This window comes from Schaalia sp. ZJ405 (assembly GCF_011038885.2).
Lineage (GTDB): Bacteria > Actinomycetota > Actinomycetes > Actinomycetales > Actinomycetaceae > Pauljensenia.
The window spans coordinates 383180-399850 of the sequence record NZ_CP064952.1 but is presented as its reverse complement, the minus strand read 5'-3'; the positions used below and the strand labels follow the sequence as shown (position 1 = coordinate 399850).

General features: G+C 60.6%; 14 protein-coding genes. All 14 read right to left on the bottom strand.

Annotated features, from left to right (window positions below):
• Window positions 1–87 precede the first annotated feature (87 nt).
• The 14 genes from G7Y41_RS01675 to G7Y41_RS01610 are packed head-to-tail and all read right to left on the bottom strand — an operon-like array spanning window position 88 to window position 16659.
• The gene (locus G7Y41_RS01675) at window positions 88–1101 is read right to left on the bottom strand and encodes a polyprenyl synthetase family protein (protein WP_165316228.1); all 1014 of its coding nucleotides are present in this window, start codon (window positions 1099–1101) and stop codon (window positions 88–90) included.
• Window positions 1098–2666, bottom strand: coding sequence for an NADH-quinone oxidoreductase subunit NuoN (nuoN, locus tag G7Y41_RS01670; RefSeq protein WP_165217458.1), 1569 nt, complete (start codon window positions 2664–2666; stop codon window positions 1098–1100). Before nuoN ends, G7Y41_RS01675 begins: the two co-directional genes overlap by 4 nt.
• On the bottom strand, window positions 2663–4213 hold the full coding sequence (locus G7Y41_RS01665) for a complex I subunit 4 family protein (protein ID WP_165217896.1): 1551 nt from the start codon (window positions 4211–4213) through the stop codon (window positions 2663–2665). The genes nuoN and G7Y41_RS01665 overlap by 4 nt, the downstream gene beginning before the upstream one ends.
• A 26-nt stretch (window positions 4214–4239) precedes the next feature.
• On the bottom strand, window positions 4240–6225 hold the full coding sequence (gene nuoL, locus G7Y41_RS01660) for an NADH-quinone oxidoreductase subunit L (RefSeq protein ID WP_165316227.1): 1986 nt from the start codon (window positions 6223–6225) through the stop codon (window positions 4240–4242).
• Between the two features lie 13 nt (window positions 6226–6238).
• Window positions 6239–6538, bottom strand: a complete 300-nt coding sequence (gene nuoK / locus G7Y41_RS01655) for an NADH-quinone oxidoreductase subunit NuoK (protein WP_165217453.1) — start codon at window positions 6536–6538, stop codon at window positions 6239–6241.
• A complete protein-coding gene (locus tag G7Y41_RS01650) occupies window positions 6535–7527 on the bottom strand; it encodes an NADH-quinone oxidoreductase subunit J (RefSeq protein ID WP_165316226.1) in 993 nt (330 codons plus the stop codon). The genes nuoK and G7Y41_RS01650 overlap by 4 nt, the downstream gene beginning before the upstream one ends.
• A complete protein-coding gene (gene nuoI, locus G7Y41_RS01645) occupies window positions 7524–8180 on the bottom strand; it encodes an NADH-quinone oxidoreductase subunit NuoI (protein WP_165217449.1) in 657 nt (218 codons plus the stop codon). The genes G7Y41_RS01650 and nuoI overlap by 4 nt, the downstream gene beginning before the upstream one ends.
• Window positions 8173–9480: an NADH-quinone oxidoreductase subunit NuoH gene (gene nuoH / locus G7Y41_RS01640; RefSeq protein ID WP_165217447.1), complete on the bottom strand. Its 1308-nt coding sequence runs from the start codon at window positions 9478–9480 to the stop codon at window positions 8173–8175. Before nuoH ends, nuoI begins: the two co-directional genes overlap by 8 nt.
• Window positions 9477–12044 (bottom strand): NADH-quinone oxidoreductase subunit G, encoded by a 2568-nt coding sequence (locus G7Y41_RS01635; RefSeq protein WP_165316225.1) that lies wholly within the window; start codon window positions 12042–12044, stop codon window positions 9477–9479. The genes nuoH and G7Y41_RS01635 overlap by 4 nt, the downstream gene beginning before the upstream one ends.
• Window positions 12041–13342, bottom strand: a complete 1302-nt coding sequence (gene nuoF / locus G7Y41_RS01630; protein WP_165217443.1) for an NADH-quinone oxidoreductase subunit NuoF — start codon at window positions 13340–13342, stop codon at window positions 12041–12043. Before nuoF ends, G7Y41_RS01635 begins: the two co-directional genes overlap by 4 nt.
• Complete coding sequence (gene nuoE / locus G7Y41_RS01625) at window positions 13339–14043, bottom strand: NADH-quinone oxidoreductase subunit NuoE (protein ID WP_165217441.1); 705 nt, start codon at window positions 14041–14043, stop codon at window positions 13339–13341. Before nuoE ends, nuoF begins: the two co-directional genes overlap by 4 nt.
• Window positions 14040–15389 (bottom strand): NADH-quinone oxidoreductase subunit D, encoded by a 1350-nt coding sequence (locus tag G7Y41_RS01620; protein ID WP_165316224.1) that lies wholly within the window; start codon window positions 15387–15389, stop codon window positions 14040–14042. Before G7Y41_RS01620 ends, nuoE begins: the two co-directional genes overlap by 4 nt.
• Window positions 15389–16108 carry an NADH-quinone oxidoreductase subunit C gene (locus G7Y41_RS01615; RefSeq protein ID WP_165217437.1) on the bottom strand — a complete coding sequence of 240 codons (720 nt, stop codon included), beginning with the start codon at window positions 16106–16108 and terminating at the stop codon, window positions 15389–15391. The genes G7Y41_RS01620 and G7Y41_RS01615 overlap by 1 nt, the downstream gene beginning before the upstream one ends.
• Window positions 16105–16659, bottom strand: coding sequence for an NADH-quinone oxidoreductase subunit B (locus G7Y41_RS01610; protein ID WP_165217435.1), 555 nt, complete (start codon window positions 16657–16659; stop codon window positions 16105–16107). Before G7Y41_RS01610 ends, G7Y41_RS01615 begins: the two co-directional genes overlap by 4 nt.
• Between the last annotated feature and the right edge of the window lie 12 nt (window positions 16660–16671).

Below are 16671 nucleotides of genomic sequence, written 5' to 3'. Positions count from 1 at the left end.
GTCCCCACGAAGGTCAACCTCATGTGAGACACGAACCATACATCCGAGGCCGTCGTCACAGAGCGGATGCGCAGAAGCTGGGAAACCCTACGCCAAACGATCCACCATCAGAGCAGAAAAGGACTCCAACGCCGTCTTTGCCTCCGAATCTGGAAGCGGGGCAAGACACCCAACCGCATGATCAGCCCAGTCGCGAGCAAGTTGACGAGTTTCCTCAAGGACGTCGTGTGTACGCAGGCGGGAGACAACCTCAGCTAAAGCCTCATCCGATGACAGGTCACCTTCAAGCAGGTGGAGAATCTCTTCACCTTGAGCATCGAGGATCCCTCGCGCACTGCGGCGACGTAGGAGGAGAACCGGAAGAGTGTCCACGCCCTCGCGAAGATCAGTTCCCGGGGTCTTCCCTGACGTCTCACCCGTTGAGACTAAGTCCAGGACATCATCGGCGATCTGGAAGGCCACACCGACGTACTCACCGAACTCCGAAACAATTGCCGACACCTCCGGGCCCGCACCCGAAAGCCACGCACCGAAGTTCGCGGCTGCCGCCACCAACGAGCCCGTTTTATCGGCGAGCACCTGGAGATAAAACTCCACCGGATCAGCACCCTGACTCGGACCAAAGGTCTCATTGAGCTGGCCAACGCACAGGCGCTCGAAAGTTCTCGCGTGATGCGCAACAATCTCAGGGCCCAGCGACGCAATGAGTACCGAAGCACGCGCAAACAGGATGTCTCCGGCAAGGATCGCGCGGTTATTTCCCCATTGGTGTTGGGCCGAAGGCACTCCCCGACGGGTAGGAGCCGAATCCATGACGTCGTCGTGGTACAGGGATGCCAGGTGTGTCAGCTCCACAGCGGTAGCTCCCGTGATCACACGGGGGCTGAGTGCTTCATCAGGATCACCCAGTTGGGCGCACACCAGCGTCAGCAGTGGACGCATCCGCTTCCCACCGGCGAGGGCGAGGTGGCTCGTCAACTCATCAATGAGATCGCGGGAACCGGAAACAGACGTCGTTAAATGACGCTCGACGGCCTCGAGCCCCGGTTGGATCCGAGACTCGAGGCCGGGAACATGCAGATTAGGCGCAGAAACACTCACGGGAGAAGTATGCCGACCTGAGCGAGAAGAGACAACACGGGACCGGGGAACACACCGAGGATGATCGTCACGACAGCGCAGGCAACGATGGCGAAAGCTCCGGTTCCCTCCGAACGTACAACAACCGCAGATTCAGACGGCTCCGTGAAGAACAGGAGACGCACGAGGCGGAAGTAGTAGAACGCCGTAATCGCTGAGCTCAGCAGTGCGAACGCCACAAGCCATCCCAAGCCACCGGCGAAACCATCGGAGAAGACAACGAACTTCCCGATGAAGCCCGCTGTGAGCGGGATGCCGGCAAAGGACAGGAGGAAGACGAGCATCGAACCGGCAATCACCGGGTGGTTCTTGCCCAGGCCCGCCCAACGTTCAAGAGATGTTGCCTCTCCACCGATGTAGCCTTCAGCATCGGTTGAACGCACCAGCGAGATGACGCCAAAAGCACCGACCGTTGCAACGCCGTAGGCCAGGACGTAGAACAGCACATGCCCCGCCGAACCCGGAACCACTGAGAACACACCGATGAGAATGAAACCAGCGTGGGCAATCGATGAGTACGCCAGCATTCGCTTGACGTCTTTTTGCACGAGACCGACAAAGGTTCCAACGGCCATCGTTGCCAAGGCAATAACAGCGAACACCGGGAGGAGATCCCACTGGAGGATTGCGGCAACAACCTGGTAGAAGCGGAGCATCGCGGCGAACGCTGCGATTTTCACCGCTGCTGCCATGAAGCCCGTGACCGGAGTCGGAGCTCCCGTGTAGACATCAGGGGTCCACGCGTGGAATGGAGCCGCGCCAACCTTGAAGAGCAAGCCCACCATGACCATGAATACGCCGACGACAGCCAACCAGTCCATGCCCAAGGCAGTGGGAATCGCTGAGGCCAAGGCCGAAATCTTCAGGGAACGGGAGAAGCCGTAAAGCAACGCCGAACCCATGAGGAGGAAGGCCGAGGCGAAAGCGCCGAGAAGGAAATACTTCAGCGCGGCCTCGTGGGAGAGCTGACGACGACGGCGAGCCGTTGCCGCGAGAATGTACAGCGGCAACGACATGACCTCAAGGGCAACGAACAGCGTGATGAATGAGTCCGCCGCCGGGAAGATCATCATGCCGCCCAGCGAGAACAGCGTCAGCGGGAACATCTCCGAACGCTGATAACCGTGTGCATCCGAGGTTTCCTCATCAGATGATCCGGGCCGGTCCGAGGGCTGTCCCGCGAAGGCACCGTCACCGACGCGCGTGCGGTCGGCCATGACGAGGATCGCCACGAAAGTGACGAGGACGAGGATCGCCTGCGTCGCAATCGTCAGGGGATCTTCAACGTACTCGCCGAGAGATGAGGGGGTGTCCACGACTGTGAACCACCGCATGACGAGGACGACGAAGGCTGCGAGCGGGGCAAGAATTCCGAGGAAAATTCCCGCACCGCGCCGGCTCCTGGCTGGAGCGAATGCCTCGATGAGGACTCCGAGAACTGCGGCTCCCAGAACGATGATGATTGGAGTGAGGGAGGCCCACTCAATAGTTGGTGCAGTGAAATTCGCTGTCGCGAGGAGATTCACTTCGTGCTCCCTTCTGACAAGGTCTGCGCCTGAGCCCCCGCGTCGTGTGACAACACGGAGTCAGAGGCGATGGGGGTCAGCGCTCCGATGAGCGGAGCTGACCAGATACCCAGGATCAGCATCGCGGCGATAAGCGGAGTCATCACCGTCTTTTCACGACCGGACAAGTCGTGAAGACCGATCTTGTCTTCGCGAGGTGCGCCCGTAAACACCCGTTGGTAGGGGGTGAGGATATAGAGCGCCGCAAGGATGACGCCCAGCACAGCGAGGACTGCGACAAGAACGTTGACCTTCCACGTGCCCATGAGGACAAGGAATTCGGGAACGAAGCCCGAAAGACCGGGAAGCGCGACCGATGCAAGACCGGAAACCAGCCACAGGCCTGCCAGTACCGGAGTCACGCGCTGCATACCGGAGTATTCGCGCATGTCCTGCGTGCCGCCGCGACTCGACAGCCACCCCGACAGGAGGAACATCGCGGCGATCGACACGCCGTGGGCCACCATGTAGAACATGGCGCCGACGAGAGCAATCTCAGATCCGATGAAAATTCCCAGGACCATGAAACCAAAGTGCGACACCGAGGTGTAGGACACGAGACGCATGATGTCGTCCTGTCCGTTCGCTGCAAACGCACCCCACAGGATTGACAGGACCGCCAGGCCCACAAGCACCCACCGGGCATCCGTGGCAGCATCCGGGAACAGACGCACGCACAGCGTGATCATTCCAAAGGTGCCGATCTTGTCGAGAACACCCACAAGCAGCACCGAGGTTCCCGGACGCGCCACCTCGGCAGTGTCGGGCAGCCACGTGTGGACAGGAACCATCGGCGCCTTGATGGCGAAGGCAACGATGAAGGTCACGAAGACACCCATCTGCAGTGCTCCGGAAAGCGCCGGGGCGGAACTCGCCAGTGAGTCCAGACGGAAGTAGGTGTCCGAATGCTCGGCTGCGCCCGCCCACAGGGCCACGAGCCCACCGAGCATGACAAGTCCGCCGGCCAGTGAGTACAGGAGGAACTTCATGGCGGCGGCGCGGCGCTTGACCGCGTCCCCCACTCCGTAGCGACCAATCATCAGGTAGAGCGGAACCAGCATTGCCTCGAAGGCGATGTAGAAGACAACCACATCGAAGGCGGCAAAGATCAGAACCATGAAGGCCTCAAGCGCAAGCACGAGGGCCGAGTACGCACCCGCGTCGCGTGAGTTTCCGTCGTCTTTGAGTCCGGCGATCAGGACGAGGGGGACGAGGGCGACCGCGAGAAGGATCATCACCAAGCCCAGGGCGTTGACACCCAGAGCCCAGGAAACACCCATCTGAGGAATCCACGGAACCGACTCGACCATCTGATAGGTGCCCGATGCCGACCAGTCGAAGGAGACGATCGACGCGACCACCGCGAGGATCAGTTCAATGACCGAGATGGCCAGAGCGAGGAGATTACCCGAGCTGCGCCGGATCGACGGAATAATCGCGAGGATCAGGGCTCCCGCTGCGGGAAGGGCAACGAGAAGCGTCAGCCACGGGATGTTCGCTGCAATCATAGTGTTTTCCATGTTTCTCGATCCCCTCAGAACCTAAATCCAAGGACGATGGCAAGGGCAACAACGACGCCTCCAAGGATGTAGGCGGCGTAGCTGCGGACAAAACCGGTCTGCGTTGCGCCAATGAGGCGTCCCAGGCCAAGGGAACCCGCGCTCACTCCCCTGACGACACCATCAACAACCACGCGGTCACCGGCGGCGGCTCCGCGCACAAGTGCCTTGGTCGGTGCCACGAAGAGAACCCCGTTGATGTCATCCTGGTATAGATCGTGCCGAGCAGCCTCAGTGAGGGCGTTCCCCGCGGGAACACCGACGGGAACATCAGCTTTGCCGTACATCCGCCAGGCGAGGAACGCACCTGCCAGAACGAGGATCAGCGTGAGCACCTGGATGGCAACCACCGGGAGAACCGGCTCTGCATGCTCAACACCGCCGATCGCCGGGGCAAGCCAGTTGGTGAAGAAGTTTCCGATGGACATCAACCCACCGATGAGGACCGCACCGATCGCCAGAATGATCATGGGAACGGTCATCAAAGCACCGGCCTCGTGGGGGTGAACTCCAGCGCCTTCGGCTTCGGTGGTCCAGCGGGCTTTGCCGTGGAATGTCATGAAGAACAGACGCGACATGTAGAACGCGGTAATTCCGGCACCAACCAGCGCTACGAGTCCAAAGATCCAGCCGGCCCACGGAGCGTCATGTCCACCGAAAGTTGAGGCTGCGAAGGCGGCCTCGATAATTTTGTCTTTCGACCAGAAACCGGAGAACGGCGGAACACCCAAGATCGCCAGCCAGCCCATCATGAAGGTCAGCCAGGTCACCGTCATCGCGTTCTTCAACGCACCGAAGCGACGCATGTTGACCTGATCCATCATTGCGTGCATCACGGAACCGGCTCCAAGGAACATCAGGGCCTTGAAGAAGCCGTGCGTGAACAGGTGGAAGATCGCAAAGGCCCAACCGATCGGACCGAGCCCCGCTCCAAGCATCATGTAGCCAATCTGTGACATTGTCGAGGCCGCGAGGACTTTCTTCATGTCGTCTTTGGCGGAACCGACGATTGCTCCGAAGAGCAGCGTAATCGCACCGATCACAGCAACAGCTGTGGCGGCGATCGGAGCGGCAACGAAGACCGCGCCGGAACGGACGATGAGGTAGACACCGGCGGTGACCATCGTTGCCGCGTGGATGAGCGCGGAAACAGGTGTCGGACCCGCCATAGCGTCGCCCAGCCACGCTTGCAAGGGGAACTGCGCGGACTTACCGCAGGCAGCAACCAGAAGGAAGAGGCCGATAATCGTCGCCTGAGCTTCGGGGATCCCCCCAACTCCGGCGTTGACATCTGAGAACCGAACGGAACCGAAGTTTGCCACCATCGCCATCATGGCGATGAGCATGCCGACATCGCCGACACGGTTCATGACGAATGCTTTCTTCGCGGCAGCTGCATTTGCCGGAACCTGGTTCCAGAAGCCGATGAGCAGATACGATGCGAGGCCAACGCCTTCCCAACCGACGAAGAGCACAGCGTAGGAATCTGCGAGCACGAGCGTGAGCATCGCCGCAATGAAGAGGTTGAGGTAGGCGAAGAAGCGTCGGCGATCCGTGTCGTGCTCCATGTAGGCGATGGCGTACACGTGGATGAGTGAACCCACGAAGGTCACCAGCATGACGAAGGTCAGCGACAGCGGATCGACGAGGAGACCGAAGTCAACGCTGAAGTCTCCGGCGGGAATCCACGAGAACAGCGTCTGCTGCATCCGTCGGCCAGACTCATCAAGCCCGAGCATCTGGGCAACGATAACGGCGCCAACAATGAAAGACACCCAGGAAGCGCAGGTAGCCAACAGGTGGCCGCGCTTGTCGCTGCGGCGTCCCAGCAGCAGGAGAAGTCCGGAAACCGCCAGAGGAACGGCGATCATCAGCCACGCGTAGGACGCTGCACCCGTTGCGGGAACGGGGTCAACGGCCGGGCTGGCATGAGTGCTCAGCAATGCGAGGGTCGGTGTCATAGGTATTCCTCCCTCAGTGCTTGAGTAGGTTCGAATCGTCGACGCTTGTTGTTGCGCGCGACTTGAAGATGGACACGATGATGGCCAAACCAACGACAACTTCCGCTGCGGCGACGATCATGACGAAGAACGCCATAATTTCGCCGTTGACATCGCCGAACATTCGCGCGAAGGTCACGAAAACGAGGTTTGCCGAATTCAGCATGAGTTCAACACCCATGAGGGAAATTACCGCCGAACGGCGCACAAGAACAACAACGGCGCCGATCGAGAAAAGAATTCCCGCGAGGACGAGGTACCAGGACAGACTCACTTTTCTTCCTCCTGGATCGAAGCGGTGGCGGATGCATCGGGCAGCACCTGAGCATCCGGCTGAGAATCAACATGTGCTTCGGGCTGATCAAGTCCAGTGGGCGCAGCGGGCCCGGGCATCCCCCAGGATCCCGAACGCGCAACAGCAGCGGAGGCTTCAAGAGCAAAGGGAGAATCGATTGTCTCCTGGGCACGCGCCAGCATCAGCGACTGCGCAACCTCGCGATCCACCTGGTCGAGCGTCCGATCGAGGCCACGGACACGGATGACTCGAGGCACCGATTCTTCAACCGGCCCCAGAGTCTCACCGGAAATCGCCGGCACATCGGCGGCGTTGGTCCGTGCGTACACACCCGGAGCAGGAAGCTGACCGATGTGACGTCCCGTTTGAGCGAAGGCACGCATCTTGGCCTTGACTGTTTCGTGCTGGTTAATCGCCACGCCCAGTCGATCTGAGTGCGTCAGGAGCATTGCACCGATCGCTGCGGTGATCAGCAGCGCCCCGGCGAGCTCCATTGTCAGCCAGTGTTCGGAGAAGAGCGTTGTTGCCAGATCCGTAATGGGTTGATCCGAATAGGGATCAACTTTTGCGTACCCCGGCGCGTTGGTGATGGTCGTGTGACCAATGGTGGACACGAGGACGAGCGCCAGGCCGAGCCCAGCGAGGATCGCACCGTAAATCTTGCCGCGTCCCTGGACGGTGTACCCGTCGGTTGCGCCGATGCCGATCATCATGATGACGAAGAGGAAGAGCATCATGATCGCGCCCGTGTAGACAACGACCTGCGTGACCCCAAGGAACGGTGCTTCAAGAGACAGGTAGAGCACCGCCAGGCCGATCATCACGCCGACCATGCAGATCGCCGCGTAGGCCGCCTTCTTCAAGAACAGCACCCCGAGGGCACAGGCAATCATGAAGACCGCCGTGCATCCGAAGAGAACTGCCTGACCCGTCGATTCAACGACCGGCCAGCTGCCGAGGAAATTCATCGCTGTACCTCCTGAGTGGCCGACGCGTGTGCCAGCGACGGATCATCGGGGCGTTGCTCGCGCACCCAGTCAATCTGGGTTTGAGTGACTCCGGTGACCTCACCGCGGTAGTAGTCACCATCGGAGTATCCCTCAACCATCGGGTGAGGTGTGGAAAGCATCCCCTCCGACAGTGGAACAAGCAGATCCTGCTTTTCGTAAATGTCGTCTTCGCGCGTGTACTTCGCAAGCTCGAAGTCGTTACTCATCGTCAGAGCGCGCGTCGGACATGCTTCGATGCACATTCCGCAGAAAATGCATCGCAGGTAGTTGATCTGGTAGACGTTGCCGAAACGCTCCCCCGGCGAGTACTGCTCCTGCGGGGTGTTAGACGCCGCCTCAACGAAAATGGCGTCGGCCGGGCACGCCCAGGCACACAGCTCACATCCGATGCACTTTTCCAAACCATCGGCGTAGCGGTTGAGCTGGTGTCGGCCGTGGAATCGCGGCTGCACTCTCGCGGGTTCGCGCGGGTACTGCTCGGTGACCGTGGGACGGAAGAACGAGGAAATCGTCACCCCGTATCCGGCAACGGGAGCGAAGAACTCCGCGATCGGTCCCTTCGGATCGTGCTCGAACCGCATCTGTCCCGATTCCGTGGATTTCTTACTCATCGGTACCCTCCTCAGAAGTGGTCGCAAGGATGGGCTCGCGCCCCGCGCGAGTGGACTTCACTGGCTGTTGGCCCGGAAGCGGTGGAACGGGGAACCCGTCCTCGAACCCGGTGTATTCCTCCGAGGCCGGATCACGTGTGACGACCTCGCCCTTGTCGGTCACCCACAGGATCGCGAGAACGACAGCGAAGAATACGACGATGATTCCCCCAAGAATCGGAAGCGGGATCTCAACCCACGCGGTGACACCGCGGACAACCGCAACCGCAACTAGCCAGAGCAGAGCGATCGGCATGAGCCACTTCCACCCGAGGGTCATGAACTGGTCGTAGCGGAAGCGCAGCAAAGTGGCACGCGTCCAGATCAGCAGGAACATGAAGAACCACATCTTGAGGAAGAACCACAGCATTCCCCACCAGCCGTCGTTGAGGATGCCAAAGTGGGACAGCGGCCACGGAGCATGCCAGCCGCCGAAGAACATCGTTGTGGCCACCGCTGAAACGTTGAGCATGTTGATGTACTCCGACAGGTAGTACCAGCCGAATTTCATCGACGAATACTCCGTCATGTGACCGGCAACCAGTTCACCTTCAGCTTCGGGAAGGTCGAAAGGAAGGCGGTTGACTTCACCGCATGCGCTGATGAGGTACACAACGAATGCGGGAGCGAGGGCGAAAGCCCACCAGACCTGTCCCTGAGAGGCAACGATTTGCGAGGTCGACATCGTGCCTGACATGAGGAAGACGGAAACCAACGCCATGCCCATCGCAAGCTCATAGGAAATCACCTGAGCGGAGGAGCGAACCGCGCCGTAGAGCGGAAGCGTTGACCGAGTCGACCATCCGCCCAGGACGATGCCGTAGAGACCCAGCGATGTGACCGCGAGGATGTAGAGCGTTGCCACGGGCATGTCTGCGAGCTGAAGCGGCGATGAATGACCGAAAAGGTTGACATTCGGTCCCATCGGGATGACCGCGAAGATGCTGAACGCCGAGAATGCCGCAATCGCCGGGGCAAGGAAGTAGAGGAACTTATCTGAGCGACGAGTCCACATGTCCTCCTTGAAGAGGAGCTTGCCTGCGTCAGCGAAAGCCTGGAAAAGCCCCAGAGGTCCAGCAACGTTGGGACCCGGGCGGGTCTGCATGCGACCGAGGCCTCGGCGCTCAACCCACAGGGCTGCGATCACGTTGATGATGAGGAAGAGGATGAGGAACACGGCCTTAATCAGCGTGATCCACCACGTCTCCTCGGAGAAATCTGCTGCGGCGTATTTTGGCACCGCAAGAGCCGTCAGGTTCACCGGGCCACCTCCCCACTGCTGAGTGCCACGTGGGAACCAGCCGGCCCCAGGGACATGTGAACAAGAGACTGCGTTGAACACTCCGGCACCCACGCGACGTGGTCGGGCAGGTCCGCAACAACCGCCGGCAGCGTGATCGAACCGCGCTCCGTGGTCAGGGTGAGGCGCTCGCCCTCGTGAATTCCAACCAGCGCAAGCGTCTGAGCTGAAACCAGAGCAACCGGCTGGCGCGCGGCCCCTGCAAGCCAGGGTGCCCCATCCTGGAGACGTCCCGCATCAATCATCGGCTTGTGGGTTGCCAGGAGAGCCTGACCCGCAGGAACCGGCTCAGGCGCGGGCGCCGTCACCAAGACAAAGGGAGCGCGAGAGCCCGTCCAGCTCATCAGCGGATTGACCTCGTTGTACAGGTCTTCGAGAGTCGCGATTCCCAGGTCAACACCGAACTCGTCTGCAAGACGGACGAAGACGTCGCGATCCGTCAGGGAACGAGCGGACATTGCCTGACCGAAGGGCCGTAGACGTCCCTCCCAGTTGATGAATGTGCCGTTCTTTTCCCGCGGCGGTGCAACCGGAAGCACCACGTCAGCACATTCGGTGACGACTGATGCTCGCACCTCAAGAGACACAAGGAAGGGAACTGCTTCAAGGGCCTCAAGGACAACACCCGGTTCCTCGAAGTCTCGAACGTCAACGCCGCCGACAACGAGTGCGCCAACGGACTGATCGAGGACGCCCTCGACAATTCCCTGAACGTCAAGCCCCGGCTGCGTCGGAACAGTATCTGACCAGCCAAGGGACTGACGGGACTGGGCATCAACGAGCGAACGTCCAAAAGGCAACAGACCCGGAAGGAGTCCGGCCTCAATGGCGGCGCGCTCACCGCTGCGACGCGGAACCCACTGGAGACGTGCGCCCACGCGAGCTGCGAGGGTATCAACTGCGCTGAGTAATCCCGGTGTGCGGCCAGCACGCTCACCGACGAGGACGATGCCGCCCTTAAGAGCCTTGGCGAGGTCACCGTTGAGGCCACCTGCAGCGATCGACTCAATGACCTCGACCTCGGTGCCGGGAGCCGCGCGCAGCAACTGGGCTTTAAGTTTGCGCGAACCATTGCTCGTCATCGGCGCGACCGTGGAGACTTTCAACGATCCCTTGAGGACGGCCTTGCGGAGGCGAAGGAATAGGGCACCACATTCGTCTTCGGGTTCGAGGCCGACGAGAAGAACCTGCGAGGCTTTTTCAAGGTCACCGTAGGTCACTCCCAGGCCGGAACCGGCAACGCGCGAGGCGAGGAACGAGCGTTCCTCCTCGGAGAAGGACCGCGAACGCGCGTCGATGGAGTCTGAGCCAACGACGGTGCGGGCGAACTTCGACCACGCCCATGCATCCTCGAAGGTCAGTCGGCCACCGGGAAGGAAACCAACGGCTCCCTGCGCGGCTTCCAAGCCTTCGCGGACCCGGTGAAGCGCATCCGACCATGATGTCGGCACGAGTTCACCGTTTTCACGCACCAGCGGGGTTGTCAGGCGATCCTGGCGGTCCCATTCGAAAGCGAAACGATCCTTATCGGTGATCCACTCTTCGTTGACTTCCGGGTCGTTGCCAGCCATGCGGCGAACAACTTCACCGCGTCGCATGTCAACGCGGATCGCAGAGCCTGACGCGTCTTGCTCGGTGACCGACGGAGTCGACACGAGGTCGAAGGGGCGAGCGCGGAAACGGTACGAGGCCGCGGTCAGCGCCCCGACCGGACAGATCTGAATAATGTTGCCCGAGAAGTATGACGCGAATGCGCGTCCCGAAATATCTCGGTCGGACGGGCCGAGCTCGCCCTCGTTCACCGAACCGATGATCCCCGCGTCACCGTAGGGGCCTGAGATACCGGCGTCACCGGAGCCCTTGCCCTTGGGGTCGTGGTAGCCCAGCGTTGACGTGTCGAAACCGCCGATCTGCTCGGCCATGAAGTAGTGGTCATCCGTTGGGGCAGTGCCACCGCCTCGACCCTGAAGATCGATGAAGACGTCACCGGAGATTTCTTTACCGAAACGCACGCACCGCTGACACAGGATGCAACGATCGCGGTCAAGGAGAATCTGGCTTGTGAGCTTCAGCGGCTTACGGTACGTCCGCTTCGCATCGGCGAAACGCGAGGTGCCACGTCCTTCAGTCATTGCCTGGTTCTGCAGGGGGCATTCGCCGCCCTTGTCGCAGATCGGGCAATCCAGCGGGTGGTTGATCAGGAGGAACTCCATAACACCGCGCTGCGCCTTGTCGGCAACCTCTGAGGTGAACTGGGTTTTGACAACCATTCCCGGGGTTACGGTCTGCGCACACGAGGGCTGCGGCTTCGGCATGAAACGCAACTCGCCGGTGTTGCGGTCAGGCATTCCGACTTCGACGAGGCACTGGCGGCACGCCGCAACCGGTTTGAGGAGCGGGTGGTCACAAAAACGCGGGATCCGGATGCCCGCCTGCTCGGCGGCGCGGATGACGAGGGTCCCCTGCGGGACACTCAGATGGACGTCATCGATGGTCACGTCCACCATCTGAGGTGCGTCACTCATCGAACACCTCCTCGGGCGTAAACGGCGGACGCTTCGTAGGGGAAGAGTTCACGAGCAGGGGTGGTTAGCCCCGCCTCGAACTCGTCACGGAAACGCTGAATTCCGGACATGATCGGCGTTGCGGCGGCATCACCGAGGGCGCAGAAAGAACGTCCGGCGATGTTGTGGGCGATCTCGTCGAGCAGGTCGATGTCGCCAGGCAGTCCCTGTCCTTTTTCCAGGCGCAGCATGATCTGCTTGAGCCAGTAGGTTCCTTCGCGACACGGCGTGCACTTCCCGCACGACTCGTGCTGGTAGAACTCAGCCCACCGCGTGATCACACGGACAACCGACGTTGTCTCGTCGAACACCTGCAGAGCGCGGGTGGCCAGCATCGACCCGGCAGCACCCACGGACTCGTAGTCGAGCGGGGTGTCCAGCTCGGCCTCGGTAAAGAGAGGGGTGGATGAGCCACCGGGAGTCCAGAACTTCAACTGATGTCCCTGACGGATACCGCCGGCCATCTCGATGAGTTCGCGCATCGTGATACCGAATGGGGCTTCGAATTGACCCGGATTCGTCACGTGACCGGAGACCGAGAAAATACCGTGTCCCTTCGACTTTTCCGTTCCCATCGAGGCATACCATTCGGCGCTGTGGCGGAAAATTCCGGGAACCTGACAGATCGACTCAACGTTGTTGACCACCGTCGGGCGTGAGTACAGGCCAGCAACCGCGGGGAAAGGCGGCTTGAGGCGGGGATGTCCCCGTCGGCCTTCCAGAGAGTCCAGAAGCGCCGTTTCCTCACCGCAGATGTAGGCACCTGCACCGGCGTGCGCCGTAATTTTCAGGTCCCCGAGGATGCCCGCGTCCGTTGCTTCCTTGATCGCGGCAAGCAGACGACGGTAAACGTGGACGACCTCGCCACGCAGGTAAATGAATGCGTGCTGACAGTTGATCGCGCGCGAGGTGATGGCCACGCCCTCGACAAGAATGTGAGGGTTCGCCATGAGGGTCGGGATGTCTTTGCAGGTTCCCGGCTCGGATTCGTCGGCGTTGACAACGAGGTAGCGGGCAAGCCCGTCGTCGGGCGGGAGGAAAGACCATTTGAGACCGGTGGGGAATCCCGCGCCGCCGCGGCCACGCAGGCCAGAGGCCTTCACGGTTTCCACGATCTGTGCGGCATCCATGCCGTTGGCTTTCTTCAGCCCCTCGTATCCACCGCGTGACAGGTAGGACTCAAGTGTCCACGAACGATCCTCACCCCAGCCATTCGTCACGATTGGGGTCAGCGGTCCAGGTGCGGCAAAACTCGTCATGCGTGCTCGCCTCCCTTCAAGTCGTCGGTTGCGTCCGCAACCTGCACGGGTTCGGTCCACCCGTGAGTTGCGGCAATTTCACGTCCAAGCAGCGAGGGCTTCCCCGCCGACGGTCCTTCATCCTGGTGTCCGTCGAGGAAGCCTGCGAGCGTGTGCTCAACTTCCTTAAAGGTTGGCACAATGTTCGCGCCGCGCGTGGGGTGGATGGGACGTCCAGCTTCGATGTCATCAACGAGGGCGAGCGCCGACTCTGGGGTTTGGTTATCGAAGAACTCCCAGTTCACCATGACAACGGGTGCGTAGTCGCACGCAGCGTTACATTCGAGGCGTTCCAGGGTGATAGTCCCCGACTCGTTGGTTTCATCACTGCCAACACCGACCTTCTTCGAGACGGCCTCCCAGATTTCATCGCCGCCCATGACAGCGCACAGCGCATTCGTGCACACACCCACGAGGTAGTCACCGTTGGGGTGACGCTTGTACTGCGTGTAGAACGTGGCAACTGCGCTGACTTCGGCGCGTTCAATCCCGAGAATATCGGCGATAAGAGCGATCCCGTCAGCGCTGACGTATCCGTCCTCGGATTGAACGAGGTGGAGCATCGGCAGCAGAGCGGAACGCTCATGGCCCGTTGGGTAACGTCCGATGATTTCAGCGGACTCGGCCCGTAAGCGAGCCTCAACTTCTGCGGAATAACTCATCGGTCGACACCTCCAAGGACGGGGTCAATTGCGGCGAGGGAGACAACAACATCGGCGAGCTGGCCGCCCTCGGTCATCATCGCCAGAGACTGAAGATTCGCGAAGGACGGATCGCGGAAGTGCACGCGGAACGGGCGCGTTCCTCCGTCAGAGACCAGGTGAACGCCGAGAATACCCTTGGCATGTTCAATCGTTTGGTACACCTGACCCGCGGGAACCCTAAAGCCCTCGGTGACCAGCTTGAAGTGGTGGATCAGCGATTCCATCGACTGACCCATGATCTGAGCGATGTGGTCAAGTGAGTTGCCTTGGCCGTCGGTGGCCACTGAAAGCTGCGCTGGCCACGCGATCTCGGGATCCGCAACCATCACGGGCGCACCCTCGCACTCTTCGAGACGCTCAAGGACCTGGTAGACGATCCGCAGCGACTGGTAGCACTCGTCGAAGCGCACCATTGTTCGGTTGTACACGTCGGATTGGTCGCGCACGGGAACATCAAAGTCGAAGGTCTCGTATCCGCAGTACGGTTGCGACTTGCGCAGGTCGAGGGGAAGGCCAGCGGCGCGCACACCCGGCCCGGTTGACCCGATCGCCATGAGTGCTGACAGCGGCATGATCGCGACATCGCACAGACGCTTCTTGAAAATCGGGTTGGCTTTCGTCAGATCTTCCAGCTCACCGATGTCGCGGCGGCACTTGGGGAGAAGCTCGCGGATGTAGTCGATCGTGCCTTCGCCGATATCTTGAGCGACCCCACCGGGACGAATGTACGCGTGGTTCATGCGCAGACCGGTGATGCGCTCGAAGATCCTGAGGATTTCTTCGCGTGCCCGGAAGGCAATCGTCATCATCGTTGTCGCGCCCATTTCGTTACCGGTGGACCCAATGGCAACGAGGTGGGAGGCGATGCGGCACAGCTCCATCATGAGGACGCGAATCAGCGTGGCGCGCTCGGGGATGTCATCGGTAACACCGAGGAGCTTCTCAACTCCCAGACAGTAGGCGACCTCTTGGAAGAAGGGGGCAACGTAGTCCATGCGCGTGCAGAATGTCACGCCCTGGGTCCACGTGCGGTACTCCATGTTCTTTTCGATACCGGTGTGCAGGTAGCCCGTGTCGATTCGAGTCTCGCGGACTGTTTCACCGTCAAGTTCAAGAACGAGGCGGAGCACGCCGTGCGTCGACGGGTGAACGGGACCCATGTTGACAACGATGCGTTCGTTCGAGATCTTCTGGATCTCGTTAAGAATGTCTTCCCAGTCGCCTCCCTGAGTCATCACCTCGGGGATTTCATCGATCTTGAGTCCGGCGGCTGAGGACGCCGCATGGAATTTCGTGGTGCTCATCAGTTGTATGACCTCCGCGTGTCTGCGGGCGGAACGGTGGCGCCCATAAATTCGACGGGGACTCCGCCGAGCGGGTAGTCCTTGCGCTGTGGGTGTCCTACCCAGTCATCGGGAAGCGCTGTGCGTGTCAGGGAGGGGTGTCCGTCGAACACGATGCCCATGAGGTCCCAGGTTTCACGTTCCTGCCAGTCGTTTCCGGGGTAGATGGACACGATCGACGGGATGTGCGGGTCCGAATCGGGGCACGTGACTTCGAGGCGAATGGTTCGTGAATACGTGATCGACATCAGCGGATAGATTGCGTGCAGTTCACGTCCGCGGTCCTCGGGGTAGTTCACGCCGTTCGTTCCCAGACACAGCTCGAAACGCAGGTCCGGATCGTCACGCAGGTACTTCGCAACGCGGGCAATGTGTTCACGGGTAATGAAGATTGTCAGCTGATCGCGGTCAACAACGACCTTTTCGATGACGCTGGCAACATCAAGCCCGTCGGCTGCGATGAGTTCTTCGAGGACATCGACGACCGTGTCGAACCATCCACCGTAGGGACGCGCCGTTTCTCCGGGAAGAGCAGATTCGGTGACGAGGCCGGAGAAGCCCGTTGTGTCATCACCCTGGCGTGCGCCGAACATCCCCGTGCGTCGGGTGATCCGTTCGGGCACGTCGAAGCCACGCTGCTGGGGAACGATGTCCTGAGGAGCATCCAGATTCTCAGTCATGCGAGCAGTCCCTTCATCTGGTGGGTGGGGGTCGCTGCGAGGGCGGCCTGTTCGGCCTTACGGGCGATCTCACGTCGATGAACACCGAGAGGTTCTTTACCGATCTGCTCACGCAGCGTCAGAACGGCGTGAATGAGAGCCTCGGGGCGCGGCGGGCAGCCGGGCAGGTAGACGTCAACGGGAACAATGTGGTCGCAGCCCTGGACGACGGCGTAGTTGTTGAACATGCCACCTGAAGACGCGCACGCTCCCATAGAAATCACCCATTTGGGTTCGGGCATGGAGTCGTAGACGCGGCGGATTACCGGGGCCATTTTGTGCGAGACACGGCCCGACACGATCATCATGTCGGAGTGACGCGGCGAGGCGCGGAAGACTTCGAGACCAAATCGCGCCATGTCGAAACGCGGGGTTCCGGCTGCCATCATTTCGATTGCACAGCAGGCCAGACCCATCGTCACGGGCCATTGACTGTGCTTACGTGCCAGCCCAAGGACCTTTTCGATGCTTGTTAGAGCAATGCCTGCGGGCAGGCTCTCTTCGATTCCCACTGATTTACTCCC